General features: G+C 63.5%; 30 protein-coding genes and 2 pseudogenes. 12 read left to right on the top strand and 20 right to left on the bottom strand.

Annotation, left to right across the window (positions count from 1 at the left end; genetic code table 11):
- Positions 1–106: 106 nt before the first annotated feature.
- The 4 genes from ACK8CO_RS12135 to ACK8CO_RS12120 all read right to left on the bottom strand — a co-directional run bounded on the left by ACK8CO_RS12135 (position 107) and on the right by ACK8CO_RS12120 (position 4,896).
- Complete coding sequence (locus tag ACK8CO_RS12135) at positions 107–889, bottom strand: SDR family oxidoreductase (RefSeq protein WP_414896790.1); 783 nt, start codon at positions 887–889, stop codon at positions 107–109.
- Positions 886–1,869, bottom strand: coding sequence for a calcium/sodium antiporter (locus tag ACK8CO_RS12130; protein WP_080617592.1), 984 nt, complete (start codon positions 1,867–1,869; stop codon positions 886–888). The genes ACK8CO_RS12135 and ACK8CO_RS12130 overlap by 4 nt, the downstream gene beginning before the upstream one ends.
- 189 nt (positions 1,870–2,058) lie before the next feature.
- Positions 2,059–2,859, bottom strand: a complete 801-nt coding sequence (locus tag ACK8CO_RS12125) for a S49 family peptidase (RefSeq protein ID WP_080617594.1) — start codon at positions 2,857–2,859, stop codon at positions 2,059–2,061.
- 924 nt (positions 2,860–3,783) lie between these two features.
- The gene (locus tag ACK8CO_RS12120) at positions 3,784–4,896 is read right to left on the bottom strand and encodes an S-(hydroxymethyl)glutathione dehydrogenase/class III alcohol dehydrogenase (RefSeq protein ID WP_414896789.1); all 1,113 of its coding nucleotides are present in this window, start codon (positions 4,894–4,896) and stop codon (positions 3,784–3,786) included.
- A 126-nt stretch (positions 4,897–5,022) separates the two neighbouring features.
- On the opposite strand from ACK8CO_RS12120, the pseudogene ACK8CO_RS12115 reads away from it, so the two are divergent.
- Positions 5,023–5,151, top strand: a pseudogene (locus ACK8CO_RS12115) (IS3 family transposase); the annotation flags it as partial.
- A 330-nt stretch (positions 5,152–5,481) separates the two neighbouring features.
- Here ACK8CO_RS12115 and fliP read toward each other — a convergent pair.
- From fliP to fliF, 4 genes are read right to left on the bottom strand one after another with little or no spacing between them, the layout of a single operon-like run.
- Positions 5,482–6,219, bottom strand: coding sequence for a flagellar type III secretion system pore protein FliP (fliP, locus tag ACK8CO_RS12110; protein WP_080617597.1), 738 nt, complete (start codon positions 6,217–6,219; stop codon positions 5,482–5,484).
- 5 nt (positions 6,220–6,224) lie between these two features.
- Positions 6,225–6,518: a FliM/FliN family flagellar motor switch protein gene (locus tag ACK8CO_RS12105; protein ID WP_080617598.1), complete on the bottom strand. Its 294-nt coding sequence runs from the start codon at positions 6,516–6,518 to the stop codon at positions 6,225–6,227.
- Positions 6,511–7,107: a flagellar biosynthesis protein gene (locus ACK8CO_RS12100; RefSeq protein WP_414896788.1), complete on the bottom strand. Its 597-nt coding sequence runs from the start codon at positions 7,105–7,107 to the stop codon at positions 6,511–6,513. The genes ACK8CO_RS12105 and ACK8CO_RS12100 overlap by 8 nt, the downstream gene beginning before the upstream one ends.
- On the bottom strand, positions 7,107–8,729 hold the full coding sequence (gene fliF, locus ACK8CO_RS12095; RefSeq protein ID WP_414899019.1) for a flagellar basal-body MS-ring/collar protein FliF: 1,623 nt from the start codon (positions 8,727–8,729) through the stop codon (positions 7,107–7,109). Before fliF ends, ACK8CO_RS12100 begins: the two co-directional genes overlap by 1 nt.
- 143 nt (positions 8,730–8,872) lie before the next feature.
- Here fliF and fliL point away from each other — a divergent pair, with 143 nt between their 5' ends.
- From fliL to ACK8CO_RS12045, 10 genes and pseudogenes are all read left to right on the top strand, one after another.
- Entirely contained in the window at positions 8,873–9,379 is a 507-nt protein-coding gene (gene fliL / locus ACK8CO_RS12090; protein ID WP_414896787.1) for a flagellar basal body-associated protein FliL, read from the top strand.
- Between the two features lie 10 nt (positions 9,380–9,389).
- Entirely contained in the window at positions 9,390–9,824 is a 435-nt protein-coding gene (locus ACK8CO_RS12085) for a hypothetical protein (RefSeq protein WP_414896786.1), read from the top strand.
- Positions 9,821–10,432, top strand: coding sequence for a MotE family protein (locus tag ACK8CO_RS12080; protein WP_414896785.1), 612 nt, complete (start codon positions 9,821–9,823; stop codon positions 10,430–10,432). The genes ACK8CO_RS12085 and ACK8CO_RS12080 overlap by 4 nt, the downstream gene beginning before the upstream one ends.
- A gap of 64 nt (positions 10,433–10,496) precedes the next feature.
- Positions 10,497–11,366: a flagellar motor stator protein MotA gene (gene motA / locus ACK8CO_RS12075; protein ID WP_080617603.1), complete on the top strand. Its 870-nt coding sequence runs from the start codon at positions 10,497–10,499 to the stop codon at positions 11,364–11,366.
- Positions 11,363–13,753: a hypothetical protein gene (locus tag ACK8CO_RS12070; protein WP_414896784.1), complete on the top strand. Its 2,391-nt coding sequence runs from the start codon at positions 11,363–11,365 to the stop codon at positions 13,751–13,753. The genes motA and ACK8CO_RS12070 overlap by 4 nt, the downstream gene beginning before the upstream one ends.
- A 340-nt stretch (positions 13,754–14,093) precedes the next feature.
- Positions 14,094–16,181, top strand: a complete 2,088-nt coding sequence (flhA, locus tag ACK8CO_RS12065; protein ID WP_414896783.1) for a flagellar biosynthesis protein FlhA — start codon at positions 14,094–14,096, stop codon at positions 16,179–16,181.
- A complete protein-coding gene (locus ACK8CO_RS12060; protein ID WP_414896782.1) occupies positions 16,178–16,948 on the top strand; it encodes a flagellar biosynthetic protein FliR in 771 nt (256 codons plus the stop codon). The genes flhA and ACK8CO_RS12060 overlap by 4 nt, the downstream gene beginning before the upstream one ends.
- On the top strand, positions 16,945–18,024 hold the full coding sequence (locus ACK8CO_RS12055) for a flagellar biosynthesis protein FlhB (RefSeq protein ID WP_414896781.1): 1,080 nt from the start codon (positions 16,945–16,947) through the stop codon (positions 18,022–18,024). Before ACK8CO_RS12060 ends, ACK8CO_RS12055 begins: the two co-directional genes overlap by 4 nt.
- Positions 18,024–18,368, top strand: a complete 345-nt coding sequence (locus tag ACK8CO_RS12050) for a hypothetical protein (protein WP_414896780.1) — start codon at positions 18,024–18,026, stop codon at positions 18,366–18,368. The genes ACK8CO_RS12055 and ACK8CO_RS12050 overlap by 1 nt, the downstream gene beginning before the upstream one ends.
- Positions 18,369–18,439: 71 nt before the next feature.
- Positions 18,440–18,577: pseudogene (locus tag ACK8CO_RS12045) on the top strand (IS481 family transposase); the annotation flags it as partial.
- Positions 18,578–18,684: 107 nt separating this feature from the next.
- On the opposite strand, the gene ACK8CO_RS12040 reads toward ACK8CO_RS12045, so the two are convergent.
- From ACK8CO_RS12040 to ACK8CO_RS12000, 9 genes are read right to left on the bottom strand one after another with little or no spacing between them, the layout of a single operon-like run.
- Positions 18,685–19,218 carry a flagellar basal body-associated FliL family protein gene (locus ACK8CO_RS12040; RefSeq protein WP_414896779.1) on the bottom strand — a complete coding sequence of 178 codons (534 nt, stop codon included), beginning with the start codon at positions 19,216–19,218 and terminating at the stop codon, positions 18,685–18,687.
- A gap of 8 nt (positions 19,219–19,226) precedes the next feature.
- Positions 19,227–19,964: a flagellar basal body L-ring protein FlgH gene (gene flgH, locus ACK8CO_RS12035; protein ID WP_414896778.1), complete on the bottom strand. Its 738-nt coding sequence runs from the start codon at positions 19,962–19,964 to the stop codon at positions 19,227–19,229.
- A 15-nt stretch (positions 19,965–19,979) separates the two neighbouring features.
- A complete protein-coding gene (gene flgA / locus ACK8CO_RS12030) occupies positions 19,980–20,417 on the bottom strand; it encodes a flagellar basal body P-ring formation chaperone FlgA (protein ID WP_414896777.1) in 438 nt (145 codons plus the stop codon).
- On the bottom strand, positions 20,417–21,202 hold the full coding sequence (flgG, locus tag ACK8CO_RS12025) for a flagellar basal-body rod protein FlgG (protein ID WP_080617612.1): 786 nt from the start codon (positions 21,200–21,202) through the stop codon (positions 20,417–20,419). Before flgG ends, flgA begins: the two co-directional genes overlap by 1 nt.
- 19 nt (positions 21,203–21,221) lie before the next feature.
- The gene (locus ACK8CO_RS12020) at positions 21,222–21,944 is read right to left on the bottom strand and encodes a flagellar hook-basal body complex protein (protein ID WP_414896776.1); all 723 of its coding nucleotides are present in this window, start codon (positions 21,942–21,944) and stop codon (positions 21,222–21,224) included.
- A 3-nt stretch (positions 21,945–21,947) separates the two neighbouring features.
- Positions 21,948–22,214: a flagellar biosynthetic protein FliQ gene (locus ACK8CO_RS12015; protein WP_080617614.1), complete on the bottom strand. Its 267-nt coding sequence runs from the start codon at positions 22,212–22,214 to the stop codon at positions 21,948–21,950.
- Positions 22,215–22,218: 4 nt separating this feature from the next.
- A complete protein-coding gene (gene fliE / locus ACK8CO_RS12010) occupies positions 22,219–22,509 on the bottom strand; it encodes a flagellar hook-basal body complex protein FliE (RefSeq protein ID WP_080617615.1) in 291 nt (96 codons plus the stop codon).
- A 12-nt stretch (positions 22,510–22,521) separates the two neighbouring features.
- Positions 22,522–22,914: a flagellar basal body rod protein FlgC gene (gene flgC, locus ACK8CO_RS12005; RefSeq protein ID WP_080617616.1), complete on the bottom strand. Its 393-nt coding sequence runs from the start codon at positions 22,912–22,914 to the stop codon at positions 22,522–22,524.
- Positions 22,915–22,935: 21 nt separating this feature from the next.
- Positions 22,936–23,325, bottom strand: coding sequence for a FlgB family protein (locus ACK8CO_RS12000; RefSeq protein ID WP_414896775.1), 390 nt, complete (start codon positions 23,323–23,325; stop codon positions 22,936–22,938).
- An 84-nt stretch (positions 23,326–23,409) separates the two neighbouring features.
- On the opposite strand from ACK8CO_RS12000, the gene ACK8CO_RS11995 reads away from it, so the two are divergent.
- Positions 23,410–24,762, top strand: a complete 1,353-nt coding sequence (locus ACK8CO_RS11995; RefSeq protein WP_080617618.1) for a FliI/YscN family ATPase — start codon at positions 23,410–23,412, stop codon at positions 24,760–24,762.
- A gap of 43 nt (positions 24,763–24,805) precedes the next feature.
- On the opposite strand, the gene ACK8CO_RS11990 is transcribed toward ACK8CO_RS11995, so the two are convergent.
- Genes ACK8CO_RS11990 through flaF form a run of 3 tightly spaced genes read right to left on the bottom strand, consistent with a single transcriptional unit; the run spans position 24,806 to position 26,888 of the window.
- Complete coding sequence (locus tag ACK8CO_RS11990; protein ID WP_414896774.1) at positions 24,806–26,104, bottom strand: DUF1217 domain-containing protein; 1,299 nt, start codon at positions 26,102–26,104, stop codon at positions 24,806–24,808.
- Positions 26,101–26,511 carry a flagellar biosynthesis repressor FlbT gene (gene flbT, locus ACK8CO_RS11985; RefSeq protein ID WP_080617620.1) on the bottom strand — a complete coding sequence of 137 codons (411 nt, stop codon included), beginning with the start codon at positions 26,509–26,511 and terminating at the stop codon, positions 26,101–26,103. The genes ACK8CO_RS11990 and flbT overlap by 4 nt, the downstream gene beginning before the upstream one ends.
- A complete protein-coding gene (flaF, locus tag ACK8CO_RS11980; protein WP_080618091.1) occupies positions 26,508–26,888 on the bottom strand; it encodes a flagellar biosynthesis regulator FlaF in 381 nt (126 codons plus the stop codon). Before flaF ends, flbT begins: the two co-directional genes overlap by 4 nt.
- Between the last annotated feature and the right edge of the window lie 72 nt (positions 26,889–26,960).

Genomic DNA, 26,960 nt, shown 5'->3' with positions numbered 1-26,960 from the left:
TTTTTTCGGACTGTGACAAAAGCTTGATATTGTTTAAGAAATCATTACCAAACTGTGACGTCCCCGTGACCCCGTGGAAAAACCGAGCCGGCAGTGGCCCCGTGCGCTATTCGACGCCCAGCACATCGGGTGTCCGCCAGCCCAGATGCTGGCCGCCATCGACGCAGATCAGCTGCCCCGTGACCGCACGCGCACTCAGCAGATAGTCGAGCGCCGCGCAGATGTCCCCGGGATCCGCACCGCGTTCGAGCACGGTGCTGGCGCGCTGCCGGGCGAAGTGGTCCTCGGACTGGCGCGCCCCCTTCAGGGTCGGTCCCGGGCCGATGGCATTGACCCGGATCGCCGGGGCCAATGCCTGCGCGGCGGTGCGGGTCAGCGCCCAGAGCCCCATCTTGGCCAGCGTATAGGTCATGAATTCGGGTGTCGGCTTCAGCACCCGCTGATCGATCACATTCACCACCAGCCCGGTTGCCAGCGCTTCGCCCGCCGCATCGCGCGCGGGTTCGGTCACACCCGCGGCAAAGCCCTGCATCAGCACGAAGGGCGCCCGCAGGTTCGACCCGAGATGACGGTCCCAGCTTTCGCGGGTGGCCGTGCGAAGGGTGTCATATTCGAAGATCGAGGCGTTGTTGACCAGAACCGTCAGCGGTCCGCCCAGCGCCTCGGCCGCGCGCGGCACCAGCGCCTGGGTCTCGTCCTCGTCCAGCAGATCGGCCCGGAGCGCCACCGCCCTCCGGCCCAGCGCCCGGATCTCGGCCACGGTCTCGGCGGCGGCATCGGCGCTGCCCGCATAATGCACGGCCACGTCATGACCGCGACGGGCCAGATGCAGCGCCATCGCCCGGCCCAGCCGCTGCGCGGCGCCTGTGACAAGGGCCCGCCCGCTCACAGCAGAAGCACCCCGGCATAGGCCGCGTAGAGCAGGAAGAACACCGCCCCCCAGACCCGGCCCAGCGCGAGCCGCCAGACGACGAAGGGCGTCAGCAACAAGGCGGCGCCAAGCATCACCCAGAGATCGAAGCGCAGCATTTCGGGCGGCACGGCGATATCGCCGAAAAAGCTTGCCATGCCGATGATGGCCAGCAGGTTGAACATGTTCGAGCCGATCACGTTGCCCATCGCGACATCGGCCTGACGCCGCAATGCCGCCATCACCGTGGTGGCCAGCTCGGGCAGCGAGGTTCCGACCGCGACCAGCGTCAGGCCGATCACCGTGTCGGACACGCCGATTTCATGCGCGATGCTGATCGACGCATCGACCAGCAGGTCGGCCCCCAGCGGCAGCCCCAGAAGACCCAGCACCAGAAACATGCCGATCTTGAACCAACCAAGCGAAGGGTCGGCGCCTTCGACCTCTTCCTCGGTCTCATCCGAGGCGGCGCATCTGGCGGCCTCTGCGGCCACTACGGCCTCGCGGCGATGGTTGCGCGCGGAGAGGAATGCATCGACCAGCACGAAGCCCAGCGCCAGCATCAGCCCGATGCCGTGAATCCAGGTGATCGGCCCGATCATGCAGACGAACAGGAAGAAAAGCGTCGATCCGACCATCAGCGCGTAAGTGCGCCGGGTGTCGCATTCATCGGTGCGAATGCCCGTCATCAGCGCGGGGATCCCCAGCACCAGCAGCACATTGGCGATGTTCGACCCGACGACATTCCCCATCGCGATCCCGGGCGAGTTGTCGAGCACCGCCTTGATCGAGATCAGCAACTCGGGCGCCGAGGTGCCGAAGGCCACGATCGTGAGGCTGACGATCAGCGCCGGAACCCCGAGGCGCAGCGACAGGTTGACCGCCCCCTTGACCAGACTGTCGCCGGCCAGCAGCAAAAGCGCCAGCCCCAGCCCCGCATGCAGCAGATCGCTTGCCATCCGGCCCTACCCCTTGCCGCAGGGGCATGGCCCGCTGCCGATCCTGAACCGCCCGCATTGCGGGCATTTTGCGGGCTTCCGTCGCCCGGGCAGCAAGCCGCCGCGCGGGCGCGGCAGGCGCAATTTTCCGAACATGCCGAGCGCGGCCATGCCGATGAGAAACAGAAGCGCGACCTTCAGCAGCATCGGCTAAAGACCATATCGCGACCAGAGAAGCCGCGCCTCGAGCTCGTCGGCAATCCCGGCAACCCCCGGCGCCCCGAGCCGCGACCAGAGCCCGCGCCGCGGCGCATGCAGCGAAAAGCGGACCTTGTCGCCGAAGCGTTCCTTCATCTTCGGCACGAGATGCCCGAGCCCGTCGGCCAGCCCGACCTCGACCGCCTGCGCGCCGACCCAGACATCGCCAGTGAAAAGATCGCGGTCGGCCGCAAGCCGGGCGCCGCGTCTTTCCCGCACATGCGCCTTGAACGCGGCGTGGATCGGCTCCTGCAGCTGCATCAGCCGCGCCACATCCTCGGGTTTCTCGGGCTTGAACGGATCGAGAAAGCTCTTGCTTTCGCCCGCGGCATGGACCCGGCGCTCGACGCCATGGCGCGCGATCAGGTCCTGAAAGCCGAAGCCCGCATAGATCACCCCGATCGAGCCCAGGATCGACGAGGCATCGGCCCAGATCTCGTCGCCCGCACAGGCAAGCCAGTAGCCACCCGAGGCGGCGACATCCTCAACGAAACTGTAGACCGGCGTCTGATGCTCGTCCGCAAGCCGCCGGATCCGGGCCGCGATCAGCGCGCTCTGGGCCGGCGAGCCGCCCGGCGAATTGACAATCAGCGCGACCGCGTCGGGCTTGCCCTTCTTGAAGGCGCGCTCGATCACCGGTGCGAGCCCGGCATCCGACAGCGCGCTGCCGCGGGACGAGGCGGCAATCCTGCCCGAAAGGCGGACAACAGAGACGAGCGGGTCCGATTTGACGAAGGGAAGCCAGCGTTTCATGTCACCGGATGTAGAGTGGCAGCAAGCGGCGAACAAGGTATCGCTGCGAAACCATACCGATTGCGACACCGCGACCTGTCCTTCCCTTTGCGCGTGCAGCGGCTGCGCCTGTCCTCACCACGCCGTCAGACCGGCCCTCACCCAGGCTCTGAAACGGACGGGTCCGGATCGGCGGATCACGTCGCAGTTGCGACGGAAACGAGCCATGCCACCCTGAAAACACCGGCGTCGTGGCCGATCGACGCGCCCTGGAATCCAAGGCCGCGACCGGAGAACGCCCTCTCCTCGCGGGCGCCGTCCACCCCGCCATGCCCCGCGACACGGACAGTCCGCCGTTCCCGGGCCCGACCTTCGGCGCTCAACGCGGAGAAAGCCTCGGGATGCCCGCGCCTGCCGCAGGGCATAGTTCCGCTTCAGCATGATCAGATCGGCGCCGGGCAGATTACGGATAGGGACGCCTAGCACCTTCCGGCCGGCGACATCGCCCAGTGCGGCGAGGCGTCGATCCTGCGCCGCGGCGCATCATTGGACGGGGGGAGCCGATGACGCCACAGACCTGCTGGGGTGCACATGGCTGCCCGCCCCGCGATCCTGCCCCCGTCGGCCATGACCGGCCCCATGCTTCACCCCATACCCTGCCCGCAGGGCTCGTGCCCGGCGCCTTTTTCTGCGACGCGCCATTGGCAGGAAGCGGGCAAGGCCGGCCTCCAGTCCGGGGACGGCATACTGCTGAAACCCGCCCCCGATCATCGCGATATCATGCGGAGAGCCAAGCCCCGTCAGGCGCGGCGGCACCAGAACCCGTCAGGGGCCGCTCCGGAATGGCAGGCAGGCTGCAGGGGGCCCGGTCAGGGTCGCCGACGACCTGCCCCTCACCGGCCCCGCCTTCCCTGTTCTGGCCCTCCGCTTCCGTGCCGCGCCGCCTCAGTAGAGAACGACGCTGCGGATGCTCTCGCCCGAATGCATCAGATCGAAGCCCTTGTTGATCTCGTCGAGGCTCAGGGTGTGGGTGATCAGCGGATCGATCTCGATCTTGCCCTGCATGTACCACTCGACGATCTTCGGCACGTCGGTCCGGCCGCGGGCGCCGCCGAAGGCCGTGCCCTTCCAGGTCCGCCCGGTAACCAGCTGGAACGGCCGGGTCGAAATCTCGGCGCCTGCGGGCGCTACCCCGATGATGATCGACTCGCCCCAGCCCTTGTGGGCGCATTCCAAGGCGGTACGCATCACATTGACATTGCCGGTGCAGTCGAAGCTGTAATCGGCACCGCCCTTGGTCAGATCCACCAGATAGGGCACCAGATCGCCCTCAATCTCGGAGGGATTGACGAAATCGGTCATCCCGAAGCGTTCGGCCATGGCTTTCTTGGCCGGGTTCAGATCGACCCCCACGATCTGGTCGGCCCCGATCATCCGCAGCCCCTGGATCACGTTGAGCCCGATGCCGCCCAGTCCGAAGACCACGGCCCGGCAGCCCGGTTCCGCCTTGGCGGTGTTGACGACCGCACCGACCCCTGTGGTCACGCCGCAGCCGATATAGCAGACCTTGTCGAAAGGCGCGTCTTCGCGGATCTTGGCAACCGCGATCTCGGGCAGGACCGTGTAGTTCGAGAAGGTCGAACAGCCCATGTAATGCAGGATCGGGTCGCCATCGAGCGTGCGGAAGCGCGAGGTGCCGTCGGGCATGAGCCCCTGGCCCTGGGTGGTGCGGATAGACTGGCAGAGATTGGTCTTGGGGTTCAGGCAGTAATCGCATTCCCGGCATTCGGGCGTGTAGAGCGGGATCACGTGATCGCCCTTCTTCACGCTTTTCACCCCAGGCCCCACATCGACCACCACACCCGCGCCCTCATGACCCAGAATGGCGGGGAAAAGTCCCTCGGGATCGGCCCCCGAGAGGGTGAATTCGTCGGTGTGGCAGATGCCGGTCGCCTTGATCTCGACCAGGACTTCGCCCTCGCGCGGACCGTCCAGCTCGACCTCGGTCACCTCAAGCGGCTTACCCGCCTGAAACGCCACAGCGGCACGGGTTCTCATGGAATATTCCCTCCGGAGACAGATTTATAGACATTATACTTTAAGAGTATGAAAGCCCTCTCTGCCACCGACAAATGCGACATTGTCTGGCATCCCGACCTACAGAGAGCCCGCAATGCCACGACCGACTACGCGCCGACCCCAACCACCGAATTCGCCCGCGCCACTGCGCGAGATGAAAGCTCCGCGCGCCGAGCGATTGCTCAACCCGCGCCGACCAGCTTAGACACCAACCGGGCTCCGGTCGCCGCCGGAAGAAGATTCAGCGGCAGGTCACTCACGCCATGGCGTCGTTTTATGCCTGTCCTTGAACCGGGCAGCGGTTCATGCGCTGGATCTCGTTAGGCGAACCCGTTGCAGGACAGGGCACGGATGGGCTGTTCCATCGGGTGGTTCGGCATAGCCCCGGGCCCCCCGGGGCAAAATCGCCCGACGCGGCCTGCTGCCTCGTTTCAGCGAAATAACGCCGGTGATCCGAAAACGCGTGACCTTGGTCACCGGCGCGGTCCCGCCTTCTCCGCAACAGAGAGCCGAGGGCACGGGCCGCAATCGGGCGGGACACGATCCGACATGCACGCCCCGCCTTCACCCCCCTGGGAAGTAGCCGCGCACGAGAGCTTCGGAAATCAGGCTCCAGCCGTCGGCAACAACGAAGAAGGCCAGCTTGAAGGGCATCGCCACCACGGCGGGCGGCACCATCATCATTCCCATCGACATCAGAATGGCGGCCACAACGAGGTCGATGATCAGAAACGGCAGGAAGATCAGGAAGCCGATCTCGAAGGCACGCTGGATTTCGCTGAGCAGGAACGACGGCACCAGGAGCGAGAGCGGCGCATCGGCAATCGCGGCAGAGGGATCGGCCTGCGGGCGGAGCGACAGCAGACGTTCGAAGGTTTCGGCATCGGCGCGCCCGGCCATGAAGTTGCGGAACGGGTCAAGAATGCGCGGCAGGGCCTCGCCGATCGGCAGCGTCTCGTTCATCATCGGCACCACCCCCGCCTGCCATGCCTGGGTGAAGGTCGGCTCCATCACGAAATAGGTCAGAAACAGCGCCAGACTGACGATCAGCATGTTGGGTGGCGATTGCTGCAGCCCGATCGCCTGACGCAGGAGCGACAGGACGGTCACGATGAACGGAAAACAGGTCAACATGATCGCCAGACCGGGGGCCAGGCTGAGGACCGTCACCAGAAGGATCATCTGGACCCCGCGCCCGGCCAGCGACCCGCCCTCTCCGAGCGAGATCGAAATTTCCTGCGCCTGGGCGGGCAAGGCCAGGAAAAGCAGGAACAGGACGGCCGGAACAAGGCGCAGGAACATGTCGTTCAGGCCCCCGAAACGGTGTCGATGATCTCGGTCAGGCGGACTGCGATCTGACCGGCCTGGGCGCCTTCGACCTCCTGCAATTCGCCACGCGCGATCAGACGGTCCCCGATATAGAGTTCGACGGGGTCATCGATCCGGCGATCGAGAGGCAGAACCCCGCCACGGTCGATCTGCAGCAGGTCGCGCAGCAGCGGACGGGCCTTGCCGACCGAAACGGTGATCTCGATCGGAACCTGATCGAGAAACTTGGCGCCGAGACCTTCGCCCGGCGCGTCGGAAGATGTTTCAGCCATGGCGGCGTGCCTCCTCTTCGGTGGTCATGAAGTCATTCAGCGCGCCGCGGATCGCCGCCAGCATGCCGTCGATGTCTATTTCTCGCTCTGCCGCGCTGCCGCGCAGCACAGCCTGGCCGGGTCCGAGTGTGGGATCATCGACAATGCGCAGCGGCAGCCCGGGATCATTCCCGACAAGCTCTTCGAGAGCTTCGCGATTCTCGGGACAGACCTGCACCTGCAGCGGTCGGTTGGCCTCTGTTTCAGCCATCTCGCGGGTGATCTCGACCACCTTCCGGGCCAGCCCTCCCCGCGCGAGCTCCGGCAGAACGCGCTCGACCATGACGCAAAGCAGCGGCTCCAAAGCCTCCAGAACATGGACCCGGGCCTCGTGATAGCCGAATGACAGTTCCTGCAAGGTCTTCTCGAAATCGGCGCCGATCCTTGTGCGCGCCTCGGCTTCGGCCGCGCTGGCATCGTCCCAGCCGGCGCGATAGCCTTCCTCATAGGCATTCAACCGGATCTCCTGGGCATCAATTGCGGGCTGGTCGGGTTCGGTCTGAGGACAGGCCCCCTGATCGGAGAAATCCTCAAGCATCAACCGAGACATCAGGCTTTCTCCTGCCGGTCTTCCATCCAGCCGCGCAAGATCGCGATCGATTCCTCGCGGCGGCTTTCAATCAGGTCGCGCAGGCGGTCAACCGGGCTGTCGCTGCCGCCACCGAAGCCATCCATGCCAAGCGGCTGATCCGTGAAATCGGCGGGGTCGATCGCGGCCATGGTCATGGCGGGGAGGCCAAGATCGCCATCCATCCCGTCCTGCGGGCCATCGGCCGGATCGATCTCGCCATTGAGCCAGGTCTGGTCCTGACCGCTGCCAGCCGGCGCAGGCAGCCCCGCGACCGCGGCCTTGCCTTGATCGGCAAGGATCGGACGGACGACGAACAGGCCGAGGATCAAGGCGACCACCGACAGAACCGCCAGTTGGATGAGCGTCAGCGGATCGAGCGTGAACTCGCCGAAGAGGCTGCCTTGCGGTCCGCTTCCAGCCGCATCGAGCGGCTCGAAACGCATCGACTTGATGGTCAGCGCATCGCCACGCTCTGGATTGAAACCGGCCGCCGAAGCGATCAGTTCGCGCAGCGACTCGAGTTCGGCATCGGGCAGCGGTTGCCAGGTTTCGGTGCCATCCGCGGCGGTCGAGGTCACGCCTTCGACGAGAACGGCAATGCTGAGCCGCTTGACCGCGCCCGGCGCGCGCAGGATCTCGCGCTCTGTCTGCGAAACCTCGTAATTGACCACTTCCTGGGTCTCGCTCTCCTTGTGTTGCGACGAACGGTCGGAAGCACCGTCGCCATTCGGAAGGTTGCTGGCCACCGTGACCGAACCGCCATTGGTATCGCTGGAGCTCGATTGCCGCTGCTGGTTGTTCTCGCTGATCGCGACCCGGCCCTCGGGATCGATGATCCGCTCTCGGATCGACTCGCGCTGCGTCTCGGTATCGACACTGACCTCGACAATCGAACGCCCGGGCCCCAGCCGGGCCGAAAGCAGTCGCTCGAGGCGTCCCTTCAGGACCTCGGCACGGTCGTCACCAGCCGCCGAGGGGCTCGAGTCATCCGCCACGACCGTACCGCTATTGGCATCGATCACCGAGACATCCTCGGGCTTCATCCCCGACACGCTCGCCGCGACCAGATAGCGGAGCGCCTTGGCCTGGGCGCCCGAGACCGATCCGCCCGCCGCAGCGACCGTCACCGCCGCCGAAGGCGGCACGTCGCGGGCAAAGGGCCGGGCACTCGGCGTGGCAATATGCACCCGCGCAGTGCGGAACTGGGAATTGCCGGCAATCGTGCGGGCCAGTTCGCCTTCCTTGGCGCGCCAGTAAGCCGCGTCGAACATCTGCGATGTCGTGCCGAACCCCGAAAGGCCGTCGAGCAATTCGTACCCCGCCGCCCCGATCGCGGGCAGCCCGTCGCTGGCCAGTGTCATCCGCAGCGAGTCGCGCTGGCTGGAATCTACATAGATTGCGGGACCTTTCACCTCATAGGCCACACCCGCCTGATCCAGCGCGCGGATCACATCCCCTGCGGCCGCGGTATCGAGACCGGAATAAAGCAGCGCCATGCGCGGCGATGTGGCCACCCGCGACAGTGCGAGCACAGCCGCGAACATGGCGACAGTTGCGACGGCCACGACCACTCTTCTGCGTGGGCTCAGCCCGGTCCACATGGACAACAGCTGCTGCAAGAGACTTCTCCCGTTCCGGGGGGACTTCTGCCCCGTTTCTGCCTCACATCCTTCGCAGGCCCGGCTTAACAATCGGTTAGCCCTCATCCGGCTATAGAGGAGCCAACACAGAAGGAGCCCAGGACATGGCTGCGACCGATATGGCCGGCGCGGAAGAACCCGCGAAATCCTCGAAGAAACCCCTCATCATCGGAGTGGCGCTCGCGCTTGTCCTGGGCGGCGGGGCTTTTTTTGCGCTTTATTCCGGACTGATTCTCGGCGGCGACCCGGCACAGGAAACCGCAGCGGGCGCTCACGGCGGGGACGAAAAAGCGGCCGAATCGGGGCCGCTCGATGTTGCCTTCGTTCCGATCGAAAAGATGATCATCTCGCTCGGGCCCGAAGCCGCGAGCCGTCATCTGCGCTTCGAAGCCCAGCTCGAGGTGACGCCCGCTTACAAGGAAGACGTCACGCTGTTGATGCCGCGCGTCCTCGACGTGCTGAACAGCTATCTGCGGGCGGTCGACATGGCCGAGCTCGAGGACCCGACCACGCTCATCACCCTCCGCGCGCAAATGCTGCGCCGGGTGCAGCTCGTCACCGGAAACGGCCGGGTGCGCGATCTGCTCATTACCGAATTCGTGCTGAACTGAGGAGAATCCCATGGCGCTGATCTCGGACATTCTGCTCATTGCCGGAGCACTCGGAGCCACGCTCTACTGCTATGTTCTGGCGAGGCGACTGCGGCGCTTCAACGACCTGGAAAAGGGCATGGGGGGCGCGATCGCCGTGCTTTCGGCCCAGGTCGACGACATGACAAAGGCCCTCAAGGGCGCCCAGTTCTCGGCGAAAAGCTCGACCGACAGCCTCGAAAGCCTGACCGGCCGCGCAGAGGATGTCGCACGACGTCTCGAACTGCTGGTGGCCGCCATGCATGATCTGCCAGAGGACACGGTTCAGACGGCAGCCGCCTACAGCCAGAAACCTGCGGCCCCCGCAGCTCCGGAAACGCCCCCGGCCGCGCCGGCCCCGACCGGCACGGCGGATGGCGAACCCACGGTTCTGTTCCGCCGCACTGCCCGGGAGGCGGCGGAATGAAAGGATCCTCGCGTTCGAAACGGGCCAGCGGCGCCGTCCTTCCGGTCATCGCGGGGCTATTTCTCGCATCCGGCCTGATCCGCTTCGGCGATGGCACTGCCCAGGCCCTGGCCCAGGAATTGCAGGAAATGACCGCACCCACCTCAAACGGTGGCCCCGACGGCGGGCATGACAGCGCGTCAGATCCCTGCCCGCCTCCCGCCGATATCGCCGATCTGCTTGAGGCACTGAAAACCCGCGCCGCTGATTTGGACGCACGCGAAGCTACGTTGGAAGACAGGGCAGCAACGCTCGATATCGCCGGGGAAGAGATCTCACGGCAGATGGTAGCTCTGCAGGCGGCCGAAGACTCATTGAAATCGACCCTGGCCCTGGCGGATCAGGCCGCCGAGAACGATGTCGCGCGTCTCACAGCCGTCTACGAGAGCATGAAACCCGAAGAGGCCTCTGCCCTGTTTGCACAGATGGATCCGGAGTTCGCGGCCGGTTTCCTCGGACGCATGCGGCCCGATCTGGCCGCTGCGGTGATGTCGGGGCTCGAACCGAACGTCGCCTATTCGATCAGCGTGATCCTGGCAGGACGAAACGCCCGGGCTCCAAAAGAGTGAACACACCTTGTTAACCCGGGTCTGAGACTGTCCCCGACAAGGTCAGAGTAGCGGAGCACTATCCATGATTGGTATCGTCGGGATCATTCTCATCTTCGTGATGGTGTTCGGCGGCTACGTTATGGCTGGCGGCAAGATGGGAATCATCCTGCATTCGCTGCCCTTCGAATTCGCAATGATCGGCGGGGCCGCTACCGGGGCCTTCGTCATCAGCAACGACATGGCCGCCATCAAGCACACGCTCAAGGATATCGCCAAGGTTTTCAAAGGCCCGCACTGGAAGCCCGAGGACTACCGGGATCTGCTTTGCCTGCTGTTCGAGCTGATTCGCGTTGCGCGCCAGAACCCGCTGGAACTGGAAACCCATATCGAGGCTCCGGGCGATTCCGTCATCTTCGGCCGTTACCCCAAGATCGTGGCAGATCACGAGGCCGTCGATCTGATCTGCGACACGCTCCGCGCCGCCGGGATGAATTATGACGACCCCCATCAAGTGGAGGAAGTCCTGGAAAAGCGGCTCGAGGCGCATCTGCACCATTCCATGCATTCCAGTCACGCGTTACAATCGGTAGCCGACGCTCTGCCGGCCCTCGGCATCGTCGCTGCCGTGCTGGGGGTGATCAAGACCATGGGCTCGATCGACCAGCCGCCCGAGGTTTTGGGCAAGATGATCGGCGGCGCCCTCGTCGGGACTTTTCTGGGGGTGTTTCTCGCCTACGGCTTCATGGGGCCCTTCGCCTCGAAGCTGAAGGTCGTCGTCGAGGAGGATGCGCATTTCTACCTGCTGATCCGCGAGGTCTTGGTCGCCAATCTTCATAACCACCCGCCAGCGATCTGCATCGAAGTCGGACGGCAAAACACGCCTGGCGGCAGCCGACCGAGCTTCTCCGAACTGGAAGAGGCGCTGAAAGCGTCGAAACAGGAGGCCGCATGAACGCGCGCCACATCTTTCTGGCGCTGGCCCTTTTTGTGGGCCAGCCGACGCTCGCCCAACAGGTCGAGATCCGCTCGGGCGAGCATCCTGAATATTCGCGACTGGTCTTCGAGACCGAAACGCCGCAGGCGTGGACGCTCGGCCGCGGTCCGGACGGCTATTTGCTCCGATTTGACAACCGCGCACTTCGCCTCGATCTGGGCGATGTCTTCGACAGGATACCGCGCCGCCGCCTGACTGATGCCGCGCTGGTGGCGCCGGGACTGGTTTCCCTGCGCATCGGCCCGAACGCGCATGTCGAAGCCTTCGAATTGCGCCCCGGTCTTCTCGTTCTGGATTTTCGTACCGGCCCCGCGCCGGAGAATTCTCCTTTCGAAACTGCCCTGCAATCTGATGCAGGCATTTCCGCTGAGGAAGAGGCTCTTCCCACGCCTGCCGAACCGGTCCGCCCCGACCCTGCTCCCCCTCGGGCCGTCGATATCGCCGCCCAGCCCCCCACCCCGATCCCTGAAACCCCGGCGGTTCGTCTTCCTATCGATGTAGGCCTGACCTCCACCCTCACCCCTTCCGCAGGAATGAAACCTCCGGTCGCAATGGTGGAAAAGATGCTGGAGCCTGAGATTTCCCCGGCAGAAACCGACCCGAGAGTGGCGGCGATGCGCTCCGAACTGATGAAACAGATCGGCCGCGCCACCGCACAGGGCCTGCTTGAACCAGCACTGGACCTGCCGGCTCAACCCGATCCAACCCAGGCAAAAGCGGCTCCGACCGCCCGGGACGCGCTGCCGGACCCTGGCCAGCGTACGGAAGAGAGCGACCAGGCAGAAACGCCGGTCGCGGAAGATGACACCCCGCCTGACTGGCGCAACATGAGGGTCGAAACCAGCATGGATCGCGGGCTTGACATCGTTTCCGGGGATGGCGCCCTGGCGGCAGATGGGACCCGATGCCTCTCGGACGACAATTTCGATGTGATCGGCTGGGGAGGAGAGCGTGACCCCGGCGACCTGCTCGCCGAGAAGCGGAGCGCACTTCTCGACATGCGCGATACCACCGACCCTTCCGGCGTCATCGGCCTCGCTCGCGCCTATATCGCGATGGGTTTCGGCGCCGAGGCGCGCGCCGTTCTCGCCGCCACCGCGACGGAAACGTCCGTTGTGCCATTGCTGCGCGAGATGGCCGCCATCGTCGACACTGGCCAGGCCAATCATCCTGAGTTGTTCGATTCCCAGATATCCTGCCCGACCCGCGCAGCGCTTTGGGCCGCACTGGCCCGACCCGAGCTTCGGGATCTGTCAGACTTCAACCGCACCGCCCTTCTGCAGAGCTTTTCCGAGCTTCCGATCCATTTGCGACGTCATCTCGGTCCGAAACTGGCCGAACGGTTCCTTGCCGCCGGCGATCAGGCAACTGCCCTTCAAATCCGCAATGCCGTCGCACGCACCGGCGTGAAGGGTCAGACCACAGACCTGACGCTCATCGAGGCACAAATCGAACTGGCCCGCGGTTCCGACGCTCGGGCCGACCGGAAAATCGAAGAGGTAATTTCCTCTGGCGGAACGGGCACGGCCGACGCACTCGCACTTCGGATCGAAACGGCTCTCAGTCGCGATCAGATGCCGTCGGAGGATTCGCTGGCCCTTGCCGAGTCGCTCGCCTTCGAACGCCGTGGAACGGCCAGCGGCACCCGGCTCCTTACGCTCGCAATCCGCGGCCACGGCGCCCGTGCAGATTTCGAGACGGCCTTCGCGATGCTGGCCCATCATGGACTGGAAGGGCAAACAGAGTTGTCCTCCGAACTGCTGAGAGAGCTCGCGCGGCGCGGATCGGACGAGGAATTCATGCGCGAGGTTTATCTCGGCGCGCTGACACTTCCCGACATATCCTTCGATGCCGAAGCGCGCCTGGCCGTCGCGGACCGGCTGACAGCCATGGGCTTCCAGGATCGCGGTGCAAAAGTTCTCCAGCCACTGGCGCCCCAGGGCACACCCCGCGAACGACTGGTCCGCGCCCGCCTCGCCCTGGCACAGGGAAGTGCCGGTGAAGCCCAGCAATATATCGCTGGGCTCGACACCCCCGAAGCTGACGCGCTGCGCGCCTTGATCGCCCAAAGGCAAGGTGACCTGAAGTCGGCTGCCGATTATCTCGGCGCGGTTGGCGATGCCGCGGCGCAATCTGCAATGGCTTGGCGTGCCCGCGACTGGAACGACGTCGAATCCTTGGGCAAACCGAACCAGCGCGCCTTCGTTCAGACGAGGCGCGACCGGGAACCTGCTGATCTCACAATGGAACCCAGCCTGGCTGTGGCACGCGACGCCCTCGGATCCAGCGAGATCATGCGTGAAAGGCTGAAGGCCCTGCTCGATCAGCCCAGCACCCAGCCCTGATCCGGCTCTCGTTCAGCCTTTGTCAATCCATGCGACCTAAGCTCCCGACAAGTTAGATCGAATTGAGCGGGCCAGAATGGCACATCCCTCTCTCCTGCATGGACGCCCCTTCCGTCTTGCACCAACGCTTTCCGGCTCCACCAGGGCAGGACGCGCGGAATTCGGAGCCACCATCCCGTATCCCCGTCCGCGTCGAAAATCGGTTAGTTGCACCCCTCTCCCGAACGCATGCCAAAGAGCACGTCCCAATATCCCGAAGGTGCAAACCGGACGGAGCCGTCCGAACATCCAGACTGAACGTTGCTTCTCCTTGTCATTCCGGCTCCAAGGAACCTGACTCATGCCCGGCTTCTCGGTTTCCGAACTGTTCCGTCCCACAATTCTGATGGCGCTCGCGCTCATGGCGATCATCGTCATGATGGTGCTGCCGATGCCTGCCTGGGTCCTCGACATTGGTCTGGCCGCCTCTTTCGCCATCGCAATCCTTATCTTCACGGTAACGCTCTTCATCGAACGACCGCTCGATTTCTCATCCTTCCCGACCATCCTGCTGGCATCGTTGATGCTCCGGCTGTCGCTCAATGTGTCCTCGACAAAGCTCATCATCGGCCAGGGTCATACCGGGACGGGGGCAGCCGGCAATGTTATCGAAGGTTTTGCGATGTTCGTCATGGGGGGGAACGTCTTCCTCGGTCTGGTCGTGTTCGGCGTGCTGATGATCGTCAACTTCATCGTCATCACCAAGGGCGCGGGACGGATGGCCGAGGTCGGTGCGCGCTTCGCCCTTGATGGAATGCCGGGCAAACAGCTCGCAATCGACAGCGACATGGCGGCCGGGGCCATCGATCATACAGAAGCAAAGACGCGGCGCGAACGTGAACAAGCCGAAACGACCTTCTTCGGTTCGCTCGACGGGGCTTCGAAATTCGTCAAGGGCGACGCGGTGGCGGGTCTGCTGATAACGCTTTTGAACCTGCTTATGGGGCTTGCCATCGGCGTGATCATGCATGGCATGCCGCTAAAAGGTGCGTTCGAGACCTATGCGATCCTGACCGTCGGCGACGGCCTTGTCAGCCAGATCCCAGCCGTCATCATTTCGATCGCAGCCGCACTTCTGCTGTCGCGGGGCGGCACGACCGGCACAACGGATTTCGCGGTTTTCAATCAACTCGGCAAGCATCCGGCCGCCCTTGGAACTGTATCGGTTCTACTCGGCCTTTTCGCGCTGGTCCCTGGACTGCCATTCCTGCCCTTCATCGTCGGCAGCCTGGTGCTGGGGATCGCGGCGTTCAATCGGTGGCGCAGCATTCAGCGCGAGGCCGAACAAGCAGCCCAACCCGAAGCCGCGGAAAAGGCCGAGCCCGCCAACCGCATGGGCGATCTGCTCGATCTCGACGACATCCATCTGGAATTTGCGCCCGACCTGGTCGGGATGGTGCTCGATCCTTCCACCGGGATCGAAGCCCGCATCGTGTCCATGCGCCGTCATGTGGCAGAGAGTTTCGGCCTGATCCTGCCCGAGATGCGGCTGACCGATAATGGAGCCCTGACGCCGGGCACATATGTCGTACGCATCCAGGGCGTGGAACAGGCACGCGACCGGCTTCGGCCCGACCGGGTGCTGGCCCTTCAGGCCGGCGATATCGCGCTCCTCCCCCCCGGCGAGGATGTGCGCGAGCCCGTCTACGGCGCGCCCGCCCGCTGGGTCTCGGCGGACCGGCGCGAAGAACTGGCTTTACAGGGCGTCACCGTGGTCAACGCTTCCGAAGTGCTCGCGACGCATCTGCTTGAGGTTATCAAGAAAAACTTCGCACGACTTCTGACCAACAAGGCCCTGCGGCAGATCTTCGACGAGCTGAAGAACCTGTCGGATCAGTCCCGTGCCCAGGCCAATCGCCGGATGATCGACGATCTTGTCCCGGAAAAGGTGCCGCCGGACCTTCTTCTCGCCGTACTCAGGCTCCTGCTGGAGGAGCGTGTCTCTATTCGAAACATGCCGCTGATTCTCGAGGCCATCGCCGAAGCCAGACCGAGCCATGCGGGTGCGGAGGCGATCTGCGAACATGTCCGTCGGCGCCTCGGCTTCCAACTCGTCGCAGATCATCGCCGCGAAGACGGCACTCTGCCGCTATTACAGCTGTCGCCGGAGTGGGAAGCGCGGTTCTCGACCTATCAGGTCGGAGGCGAGGCCGGTGTCTCGGACGTCGCGCTGCCGCCGGAAGAATTCAATCGTCTGGCCAGCGCCGTGTCCGAAAAGCTGGCCAAGGCCGGCGAGAATGGAATATTCCCGGTGATCGCGACATCGGGCCGACGCCGCCGTTTCCTCCAGATGGCGCTTTCGGCCAAGGGCATCGCCGCTCCGGTGCTGTCTTTCGAGGAGATCGGAACCAACACGCGCCCCGCCTTGGTGGGCATGGTCGCGGCATGACGCTCGAACTCGCCCCGGCGTTTGAGTTCTGGCGTCCCCTGATCTGGGCGGCTTTCCTCGTCTTCCTGCGGGTCGGTGCGATCATGGCGATGTTGCCGGCCTTCGGCGAACGCGCGGTCCCCATGAGGGTTCGGCTTGGCCTCGCACTTGCCTTCACTGCGGTCGTGTCTCCGGCCGTGTCCCCAGGCCTCATAGAGACCCCGCCCTCACTGACGCTGGCCTTCACGACAGAAACCGTGATCGGTCTCGCCCTCGGGCTGGTCCTCCGGCTTATGATCCTTGCCTTGCAAATGGCGGGCGAAATCGCAGCGCAGGCCACCTCTCTGGCTCAGATTCTCGGCGCGGCTTCGATGGACCCGCAACCGGCGATGGGGCGGCTCATGCTGATGGCCGGACTGGCGCTGGCCGTAATGTCAGGGCTGCATGTACGTGCGGCAGAGGCGATGATCCTGTCCTACGACCTGTTGCCTGCGGGCCAGTTTCCCCATGCTGGCGATCTGGCCGATTGGGGAGTCGGCAGCATCGCCAAAGGTTTTGCCCTCGCCGCGACCCTGGCAATGCCCTTCGTGATCGCCTCATTGATTTATAATGTTGCACTTGGCGTCATCAACAAGGCGATGCCGCAGCTGATGGTGGCCTTTGTCGGCGCCCCGGCCATTACGGCGGGTGGACTGATCATTCTGTTTCTGTCGTTGCCGCCGATGCTGACATTCTGGCAGGACAAACTCCTGTCGCTTTTCGCGGCCCCGTTCGGAGCGGGCGGATGAGCGACGAGGATCCCGGCGACAAGCAGTTCGAGCCGACACAGAAAAAGCTCGATGATGCAAGGAGAAAGGGCGAAATCGCCCGATCGACCGATATCAATACGGCCGCAGTTTATGCCGGGTTCGCGCTGACTGCGATGGCACTCGGCGGCAGCAGCCTGATCAAGATGGGCGAGCTCGGCGCAGGTATGATCGGTCAGGCCGACCGGCTGGCACCTCTGCTTATGGAGGGGCATGGCAGCGCCCCAACAGGAGGCCTGATGGCGCGGTTTGGCCTTGTCGTGCTGCCCTGGCTTGCAATTCCCGCCCTTGCCGCCCTTGCTTCGGTTTTGGCGCAGCGCAGTCTGGTCGTCGCACCGGAAAAGCTGATGCCCAAGCTGTCGCGGATCAATCCGATCGAAACCGCGAAGAACAAGTTCGGCCGTTCCGGGCTGTTCGAGTTCACCAAAAGTACCGTCAAGCTCGCGCTCTACACCATCCTGCTTGCTCTCTATCTCAGCCATCATATCGAAGAAATGCTTGGCACGATGTATCTGTCACCCGCGATGGCTGCGGCCAAGCTGGTGCGAATGTCGGCCGAGTTCCTGACAGTGGTTGTCGCTATTGCCGCCTCGATCGGTGCGGTCGATTACCTGTGGCAGATCGCCGAACATCGCAGGCGCCATCGGATGTCGCTCGAGGAACTCAAGGAGGAACTCAAGCAGTCCGAAGGGGATCCTCATATCAAGCAACAACGACGGCAGCGCGGCATGGATATCGCGACCAACCGGATGTTGCGAGATGTGCCCGATGCCGATGTGGTGATCGTCAACCCGACGCATTATGCCGTCGCGCTGAAATGGGACCGCGCCAGCCGCGGCGCCCCGTTCTGCCTGGCCAAAGGAGTGGACGAGGTTGCGGCGCGGATCCGAGAGGTCGCGGCCGAGGCCGGCGTGCCGATGCGCAGCGACCCACCGACAGCGCGGGCGATATATGGAAGCGTCGAGATTGGCGACGAAATCAAACCAGAGCATTACAAGGCCGTGGCTGCCGCGATCCGCTTTGCAGAAGAAATGCGGTCCAGGGCGAAAGGGCTGTGATGGACAACCGCGATGACAGGCCGGAACGCCTCGTCCGCATAGGCTCGGTCCTTAAAGATGCCGCGCTGAACCGTCTGCGACGAGCGGCGCAGGAGTGCCGCCGGATCGAAGCCGCCATCGCGGAACTCGACGACGAGGCCCTGCGGGCGGCCGCCGACGACGATATCGCAATGCGCGCGGTCTTTGACCGCAGCCGAACGCTCCGACACAGTCAACGTCGCACCGCGCTGAATGCCGAACTGGCCCGGGCTCGGGCAGAAGAGGCTGTCTTGATGCGAGACGCAGCCCGGGCTTTCGGTCGTGACGAAGCGATCCGGGGACTGTTCAACCGGACACAGCGTTGAACGGGCTGCCTTAGGTGTTTGATCCCACGGTTTGATGGTGTGATCCTCTCTCAGGAATGGAAGGAAGCATTATGGGCCAGGTTCGTCACGGGAGCGCCACGACCACGCACGCTGTCAGAGCAGCAATACAACGATCGCAAGCTTCGCTCGCGACGTTGAGCCGGGAGATGCGCATCAATCCCAAAACGGTTGCGAAGTGGCGCAAGCGAGCGACGGTCGATGGTCTGTACCGAAAAGAACGGAAATTTCTGGCTTTGCGCGTGTATCGCGTCCCCAGACCTCCGATCCGGACAGATGCAGGCTCGGCAAGAAACTGCTATGCGTCTTGCCGAACGAGGTCAGTGATGAGGATGTCCGACACAATCGGACCCAGCACGCTTTGCGATGCCTCCAGCAATGCTCGCCGCAGCAGCGTCAGGTTGCCGCTTTCGGTAAAGGCTCCGTCGAAGCCGCCCGCATTGGCATGGTCGAAAAGGACCTGCAGGAAGGCATCGCGCAGTCGGGGTTCGCGTTCGAAGACCAATTCGCTGCTGCCTGTGGGGGTCTCAAGACTGATCGACATGACTACCAGGGCAACGACCCTACCGGCGTGGATGACCGGTACGACAAACTGGTTGTTGAGCTTCACATACTCGGAACTGCCTGAGAGGTCGCCGCCATGCCCGGCGGCAGGCGGCGCTCCCGCAGCCTGGCCATTGGCCGCCACATGCCCGCCGTCTTCGGCCTGACCTTGGGGAGTGCCTTGATCGATCGACTCAGGCGGGGGCGGGGCAGGTTTCAGAAGGAACCCCGCACCGCCGCCGAGCACAAGGCCGACGAGCGCAATAATGACAGGTAAGAGCTTGCCCATTTCGGTTATCAGAATGGCAGGATGATATCGGCAATCTGATGGCCGATCCGTGGCTGTTGAACGTCCATGATTTGGCCGCGACCGCCATAAGAGATGCGGGCTGCCGCAATCTTGTCATAGGTGATCTCGTTCTGACGCGAGATGTCTTCGGGACGGACATAACCGCTAACCAGAAGTTCGCGCATCTCATAATTGACCCGAACCTCTTGCGAGCCTTCAATCTTCATGACGCCATTATTCAGGACGTCGGTGACGGTGGCCGCGATCCGAAGCGTCAACTTCTCCTTGCGTTTTACCGACCCATTACCGCTATGGCTCGAACTTGAATCTGCATCGACGGCATTGTCCATCGTCACTCCATCGGGCAGAGCCTTGTTGATCCGTTGCGGAATACCCAAGAGCTGTGGGATGCCCATCGAAGTGGCGCCGCTCCGGCTCCGCGCGGTCGTATTCGAGATTTCAGCCTTTTCGTCGATCTCGATCACCACGGTCAGGATGTCGCCACGGCGTCCGGCTCGATGGTCGCCCAGAAGCGACTGGCGCCCATGAGCCCAGAGCGAGGAATTGTCGAGCGGGCTGCGACGCTCGACCTCCATAGGCAATGTCGTGCTGTCCGTCATCGCGTAATAGGAGTTGGACCCTTCTACGGGTTTGAAGGACGGGGGCCGGCCGACCTCTTTCAGCCGGTCGCAGGCCGCCGGAACGAGCAGCGCCGTGGCGCAGAAAACAAGGACAAGGGGTCTCATGGACGGAGGGGCTCCTCAGGGTTTCAGGCTGGCGCCGACGACCACGCTGCCGTCAGACGCGACAAATCCGGTGACGGTGTTGCGGGAGGCAAGATTCATCACGCGCAGGGCATCGCCGACACCGGCCCGGTCGAGCGCACGGGCATCGGCGGCGATGCTGAGGCCGCGGCTCTGATAACGCAGGGTGACAATCTGGTTGCGTTCGATGATCGCTGGCGGACCGACATCGCTGATCCGGATCGGACGACCGGCATAGAGATTGACCCGCGCCTCCTGACCGATGGCCTCCTCGGGGGAGGTCAGGGTGCCGACCGCCTCTCCGGCAACCACTGCCACATCGCCGGGGCCAAGGATTGTCTGTCCCCGCACCGACCGGGTCGCAACAAGAATGTCGGCATCGGCGACGACCGGCAATACAGCGCCTAGAACGGCAAGGAGGACAAGCAGTCGCATCAACGCACCTGTGTCGTCGCACTCATCATCTGGTCTGCGGCGGTGATGACCTTGGCATTCAGTTCGTAACCGCGCTGCGCTTCGATCAAATCCGTGATCTCGCGCACCGCATCGACAGAACTGTCTTCGAGATAGCCCTGCCTCAACGTGCCGAAACCATCGACGCCGGGCGTGCCGACAAGTGCCGCGCCCGACGCCTCGGTCTCGACGAAGAGGTTCGAACCGATCGCTTCGAGCCCCTTGTCATTGCTGAACATTGTGAGGTTGAATTGACCCAGAAGCTGAGCCTGGACCTCACCGTCGAAATACGCATAAACCTCGCCCTCGGAGTTGACAGAGAGGCTGCGAACATCGTCGGGAATGGTGATGCCCGGACTCACGGTATAGCCGTCGGAGGTGACGATGAGCCCGTCTCCGGTGCGTTTCAACGCCCCGTCGCGGGTATAGGCGGCCTGGCCCGAGGGCAGCGTCACTTCCAGATAGCCGCGGCCGTCGATGGCAACGTCGAGGTCGCCATTGGTCTGCGACAGCGACCCCTGGGCCAGCACCACCGACACCGCGGCCGGTCGCACGCCCAGCCCCAGCTGCACACCGGTCGGCAAAACCGTGCCGTCATTGGCATTGATGGTTCCGGGCCGTGCGACCTGCTGATAATGCAGGTCGGCGAAATCGGCGCGGCGGGCATTGTAGCCCGTGGTGCTCATGTTCGCGAGGTTGTTCGAGATGACTTCAACCCGCATCTGCTGGGCCGACATGCCGGTCGCGGCGATCTGAAGAGCGCGCATGGAATTCGTCCTTTCTGAATCAGCTGCTGGACCCGAGGGTCCGGATCACATCGCGGATGCGCTCATCCTCGCGTTCGAGAAACTTCTGGCCGAGTTCATAGGCATGCTGAACCTCGATCATCCGGGAGATTTCGGTCACCGGCTCGACATTCGACTGCTCGACGAACCCCTGCAGGATACTGCTGTCAAGCACCGGCTGGGTGGCGCCGCCCGGATCGAACAGCGTGCCCGCAACATGGGTCATCGCCTTCGGATCCGCGGGAAGATAGACCCCGATCTGGGTCAGCGGCCGACCATCGGTACTGATCGTGCCATCGGCGGAGACCGCCAAGGAGGCGGCATCGGGCGGGGCAAAGACCGGCGCGCCGCCGGCATCGAGTAGCTGATAGCCGTCGGGCGAAACCAGATTGCCGGCCGCATCGGGCGTGAAGCTGCCGGCCCGGGTCAGACGCTGGCCCTGCGGGGTATTGAGCAGGAAGAATCCCTCGCCTTCGATGGCGAAATCGAAGGTTCCCTTGGTCTGTGTCAGCGGCGCCTGGCTGAAATCGGTATTGCGCACATTGGCCTCGGCCATCGACAAGGATCCGCCCGGCCCGTCGACATCGAAGATATATTCCGAAAAGATCAGCCCTTCTCGGCGATAGCCGATGGTCGAACTGTTGGCGATATTGTTGGCGATGCTCTGCATCTCGCGCATCAGGCCCGATTGCCGGGTGAGCGTGGTGTAGCCGGTGGTTTGCATCCGTCAGATCCCCGCGATCATGGGAACGATCCGTCCGGTGAAGAACCCGACCAGCGTTTCGGTCATGAACGCCATCGAGATCCAGAACACGACCAGGATCGCCGCAAGTTTGGGTACGAAGGTGAGCGTCATCTCCTGTACCGAGGTCAGGGCCTGAAACAATCCGATCGCCACGCCGGTCACCAGCGCAGCCGTCAGAATCGGCATCGAGATCACGACCGAAATCCAGAGGCCCTGCCGCAGAGTGTCGTAGAAGATGAGCTCATTCATGGCGCTAGACCGGCATCCTCAGGATTTCCTGATAGGCCTCGACCACCTTGTCGCGGATCGTGACCGCGGTCTCGACCGCAAGTTCGGTCTGGGCCAGCGCCTGCACCAGGGCATGCGGATCGGCGCCGCCGGTCATGCTCGACATCGCGGTCTGCTCGGCATTCCGGATCGTATCCGACAGGCCCTGGGCAGCGGCGGCAAAAGTCTTCTCGACGCCGTCCTCTCCGGGTTGGGGCTGGGTCGCCGGGCGCGCCGTGGTATATCCAAGGGCGGCGACATTGGATTTAAGGTCCATCTCCGTCTCTCCTTATCGACGCAGCAGATCGAGCAGACCGCGCGACATCTGCCGCGCCTGGTCGAACATCTTGAGGTTTGCCTCGTAGCTGCGTTGTGCCTCGCGCGCGTCAGCGATCTCGATGACAAGATCCACGTTGGAGCCGTCGTAATTGCCTGTTTCATCCGCCAGCGGATGTGACGGATCGTGCACCTTGGTCAGATCCGACTGATCGAGCGACACCCGACCGGTCCGGACTTCCCCGGTCGCACCATGCGAAGTCAGCTCGGTCTCGAAGGTGGTCAGCTTGCGTCGATATCCGGGCGTATCGGTATTGGCGATATTCTCGGACACCAGCCGCAGCCGGGTTGCTTGGGCCTTCAGGCCGCTGGCCGACAGGCCGAAACTCTGGCTAAGATCGTTCATCTCACGCTCCTACCATTCTGGTTATCTCTGCCGCCCGAGGCTGGTCCTCAGGATCCCGAGCGAGCTTCGGTAAACGGCCAGCGCAAGGTCGTGCTGGCGCTTTGTCTCGACCGCCTTGAGCATCTGATCCTCGACCGAAACGGTATTGCCATTCGGCTCTTCCGGATCGGCCCTGTCGGTATTCTGAGCGGCATGGGCCATCTCGCGCCCGGCCATATGGCCGGACCGTGTTGCACGCATCTGGGTGCCCGTGTCGGACCCGCGATAGGTCCTGGCAAAATCCGCGACATCCTGCGCCCGATAGCCAGGCGTGTCGGAATTCGCGATGTTTCGCGCAAGGACAGCCTGGCGTGTGCCGGCATGTTTGGCCAGCCCCGACGCCATCCGGAAAATTTCAAGCTTATCGAACATCGGGGTTTCTCCCTCGGTCTCAGACGATGCTTAAGCTTGATTCCTTTAGAAACCGTAAGTCATGATCGTTTCGGGAGAATCCTCATGCCACAAAACCCGTTTTCATCGCTTATCGCCCGAATTTCCGCCCTGACCCCGGTGCGAACCATGGGTCGGGTCGTGGCCGCGGGCAGCGGCACCGTCACCGTGGCGGGACTCTCGGAAAGCGCCGGATTGGGCGATCTCGTCGAGTTCAGACATAGCCGTGGCACAAGGCGGCGTGGCGAGGTTCTGGCCCTGGCCCAAGGCACGGTGACGGTGCTCCCCGATGGCACGCCCGAGGGGCTGTCGGTCGGAGATCGGGCGGTCCTGCTGGGTCCGGGAGAGATTGCCCCGCATAGTTCCTGGCTCGGCCGGGTGGTCGACCCGTTCGGACAACCGCTAGACGGACGGCCGCTGATGCCGGGTGCGGTGTCGCGCCCGCTCCGTTCCTCCCCTCCGCCCGCCACCGCGCGGCGCCCGCTTGGCAAACGCCTGGCCACCGGACTGGCCGCCTTCGACACGGTGCTTCCGATCGTGCGGGGCCAGAGAATCGGGCTATTCGCAGGCTCGGGTGTCGGAAAGTCGTCGCTCCTGTCGAAATTCGCACGCGGGGTCGAGGCCGACATGACCGTGATCGCACTGGTCGGCGAACGCGGACGCGAAGTGGGAGAGTTCGTGAGCCAGGTGCTTGGCCCCGAAGGCATGGCGCGCGCCGTTGTCATTGCCGCAACCTCGGATCAGTCGCCAATGGTGCGTCGCCGCGCGGCCTGGGCCGCCATGGCAGTGGCCGAGCATTTCCGTGACCAGGGCAATCATGTTCTCTTTCTCGCCGATTCCGTAACGCGCTTCGCCGAGGCGCATCGCGAACTCGCCCTGGCGGCCGACGAGCCTGCGGCACTGCGCGGCTATCCCCCTTCGACGGCACAGGCGATCATGACGCTGGCCGAACGCGCAGGTCCGGGCGTGGCCGATAGCGGCGACATCACGGCCGTTTTCTCGGTGCTGGTCGCTGGCTCCGACATGGAAGAACCGGTCGCCGACATCCTGCGCGGAGTGCTCGATGGGCATATCGTCCTTGACCGCCGCATCGCCGAACGCGGACGGTTTCCGGCGGTCGACCTGCTACGTTCGGTCTCACGCAGCCTGCCCCGCGCGGCCACAGGGGAGGAAAACGCGATCATCGCCCAGGCCCGCCGTTTGCTTGGAGCTTATGACCGAGCGGAAATGATGATCCAGGCGGGGCTTTATGCGGCCGGCTCCGACCCCGAAATCGACGCGGCAATCGCCGTCTGGCCAAGACTCGACGCGTTCCTGTCGGAAGACGCACCAGGCGGCGTCGCCGAGAGCTTCGCGCGCCTAGCCGCGATTCTCGACAGCGCGCCGATCAAGCCGGAACTACGCACGATCAAAGGTTGAGCTTATACCGAGCCGACACAGGGCATGAGGATCGGCCACCCGATCATCCGCCCAGAAGTCTCAGAGCAATCTGACCAGAACTATAGCCGGCGCCGGTATTGGTCTCGGTCCGAACCATGTACAACTTGATCAGTTTGTCGCGCATGGCATCATCGGAGAATTGCACGACACTGGCTTCCCCGAACATGGCCTTGGCCCTAGTCTTGTAGACATCGAGTTGCCGGTCGAGATCAAGCGACGCGAAGGAGTTGGGCAAGCCAAAGGCCGTGTCGAAAACCGCGCGCATCGGTTCGGATCCCATAATGGAAAACCACTTGGCATCCTCCGACATGTCGCCAGCGGAAAGCGTCGCCAGTTCCCGGTCGATATTGAGCGCAAGTCGCATGCTGTCGTCCTGTTCGCCGACAGCCACTTCGAAGCTGCGGGTCAGAAAGGCTGCGGCAATCGTCTCGGTATCGAAAGCCTGCTGGGCTTCGACAGCCTCGACGGCCTCGCCACGCACGAAACTCCCGAACCCATCCTGAAGTGGGCGGCCCGCGATTGGTTTGCCCGACTCTTCGGTGGCAACGAAGTAAGCCTGCTCCCGATCCACGAGCGTCGCGTCCGCCTCCTCGGTCGTTTGGTCGGCGCCGAGCACGGCAAGGCTTTCTTCGTCGGCGAAACTGCTCAGAGCGAGTCTGCCAAGCAGAAGGCCTTGTCCACCTTCTTCGAAATAGCCGTAGACCTGCCCTTTGTCATTGATGCTGACAGACTTTGCCAAGTCAGGAATGGTGACCCCTGAAAAGGCGATCTTTTCGTCACTGGCATCGGTAACAGAGGCAACGGTATAACCCTCGGCAGTGACGATCTGACCATCTGCGCCACGCTTCAGGCTGGCGTCACGGGTATAAGCGACGCCGCCGGTCGACGTCGTCACCGCGAGGTAGCCGGCCCCCTCGATTTTGAGGCTCAACTCACTCGCGAAATCCTTCTCGATCGCCGCAGCGGAGCCCCCTGAGGAAATGAATCTGAAGGCCTCTGCGAGCTTGTAATAGCTCTTGTCGGCTAGCTTGTTGGCCAGCGCGCCCTTATCGTCGACGCCCTCGGTCAGGACCTTCTTTATGAAATACTTGTTGCCGATTTCGTCCTGCAGGCCAAAGGCCCCCAAAGCAACTTTCAGCAGACGATAGTCCGAGACCAACTCGTCAGCCGATGTTACCTTCCCGATATTGCTGGCAAAATAGTCCAGTTCCTTCCGTGTCGCTGGACTATTGTTGAAGGCCTCCTGCTGACGCTCCATCGTGCGCTCGAGGAAACGCCAACCGGCATAGCCCGTCAAAGGGAGAACCGGTTGGAAACTCATTGGTCCCGGAGCCCCGTAAGCAAACGTTCTTCGCGCGGAAGGAGCCCACGCAACGCCTTGAGTGCCTGATAATACTGGTCCTGCAGGACCGCATCTGTGGCGGCCGCAAGCTGGGCCCGGCTATCCGGGTCGGTCAGCGCCTGACTGAGTTGCTCGATCCCGCGCAGCAATTGCGGACGCGCCTCGGTCGGAGTCGTGTCTCCGGACAGGACGAGCTGCGCCACATAACAGACCCGGCGAACCGGCGTGTTGACGTCTTCAGGATGGATCGCGTCGCGCAAGCGCAAGATGTTTGCATTCGGCGTCTTGATCGACAACCGCGTACGGCGATCGCCATTTTCGATCACCGCACCATTCACCAGAACACGCTCCTTGGGACCGAGCTTGAGAACCAACCCCCCACTCATGACACGCGCTCCCGCTCGGCGAGCCCGCGCATGATGGCGGTGTTGATCTCAATCAGAGCAGTCGGCTTGGCGCGACCGGCGAGAACCTCATCGGTGTGGTGATCGGTAAATTCATAAAGGTAGAAGATGCGCGCCCTCAGCTCGGCAGGCAAGACATTGTCCTTGTCGGCAACGTCGATTGCCAGCGTACGCCAGAGCTTGCGGTTCTTATGCAGCGCGGCGGCAAGGGCGGGAAACGCGCGCCGCCCGGCATCTTGAGCCTGTTTGATCTGCGACGTGATACGAACGAAAGCAGCGTATTCGGTGGCACGGGGGCTGCGGGTCTTGTTCTGGTTCGGGGCGGAATAGGCCGATTGGGCCATCTGGAGTGCGTTCACGTTCTGTCCTTCCATTCCTAACATAGCTTTCAGCTCTCAGGCGGAGAAGGCCGGGGCGCTTTGGCCCCGGCC

It is taken from the genome of Rhodovulum sp. HP10 (assembly GCF_047553435.1).
In the GTDB taxonomy this organism is placed as follows: Bacteria; Pseudomonadota; Alphaproteobacteria; order Rhodobacterales; family Rhodobacteraceae; genus Rhodovulum.
The sequence above is the reverse complement of the archived record's forward strand: the minus strand, read 5'-3'. Positions and strand labels throughout refer to the sequence as shown.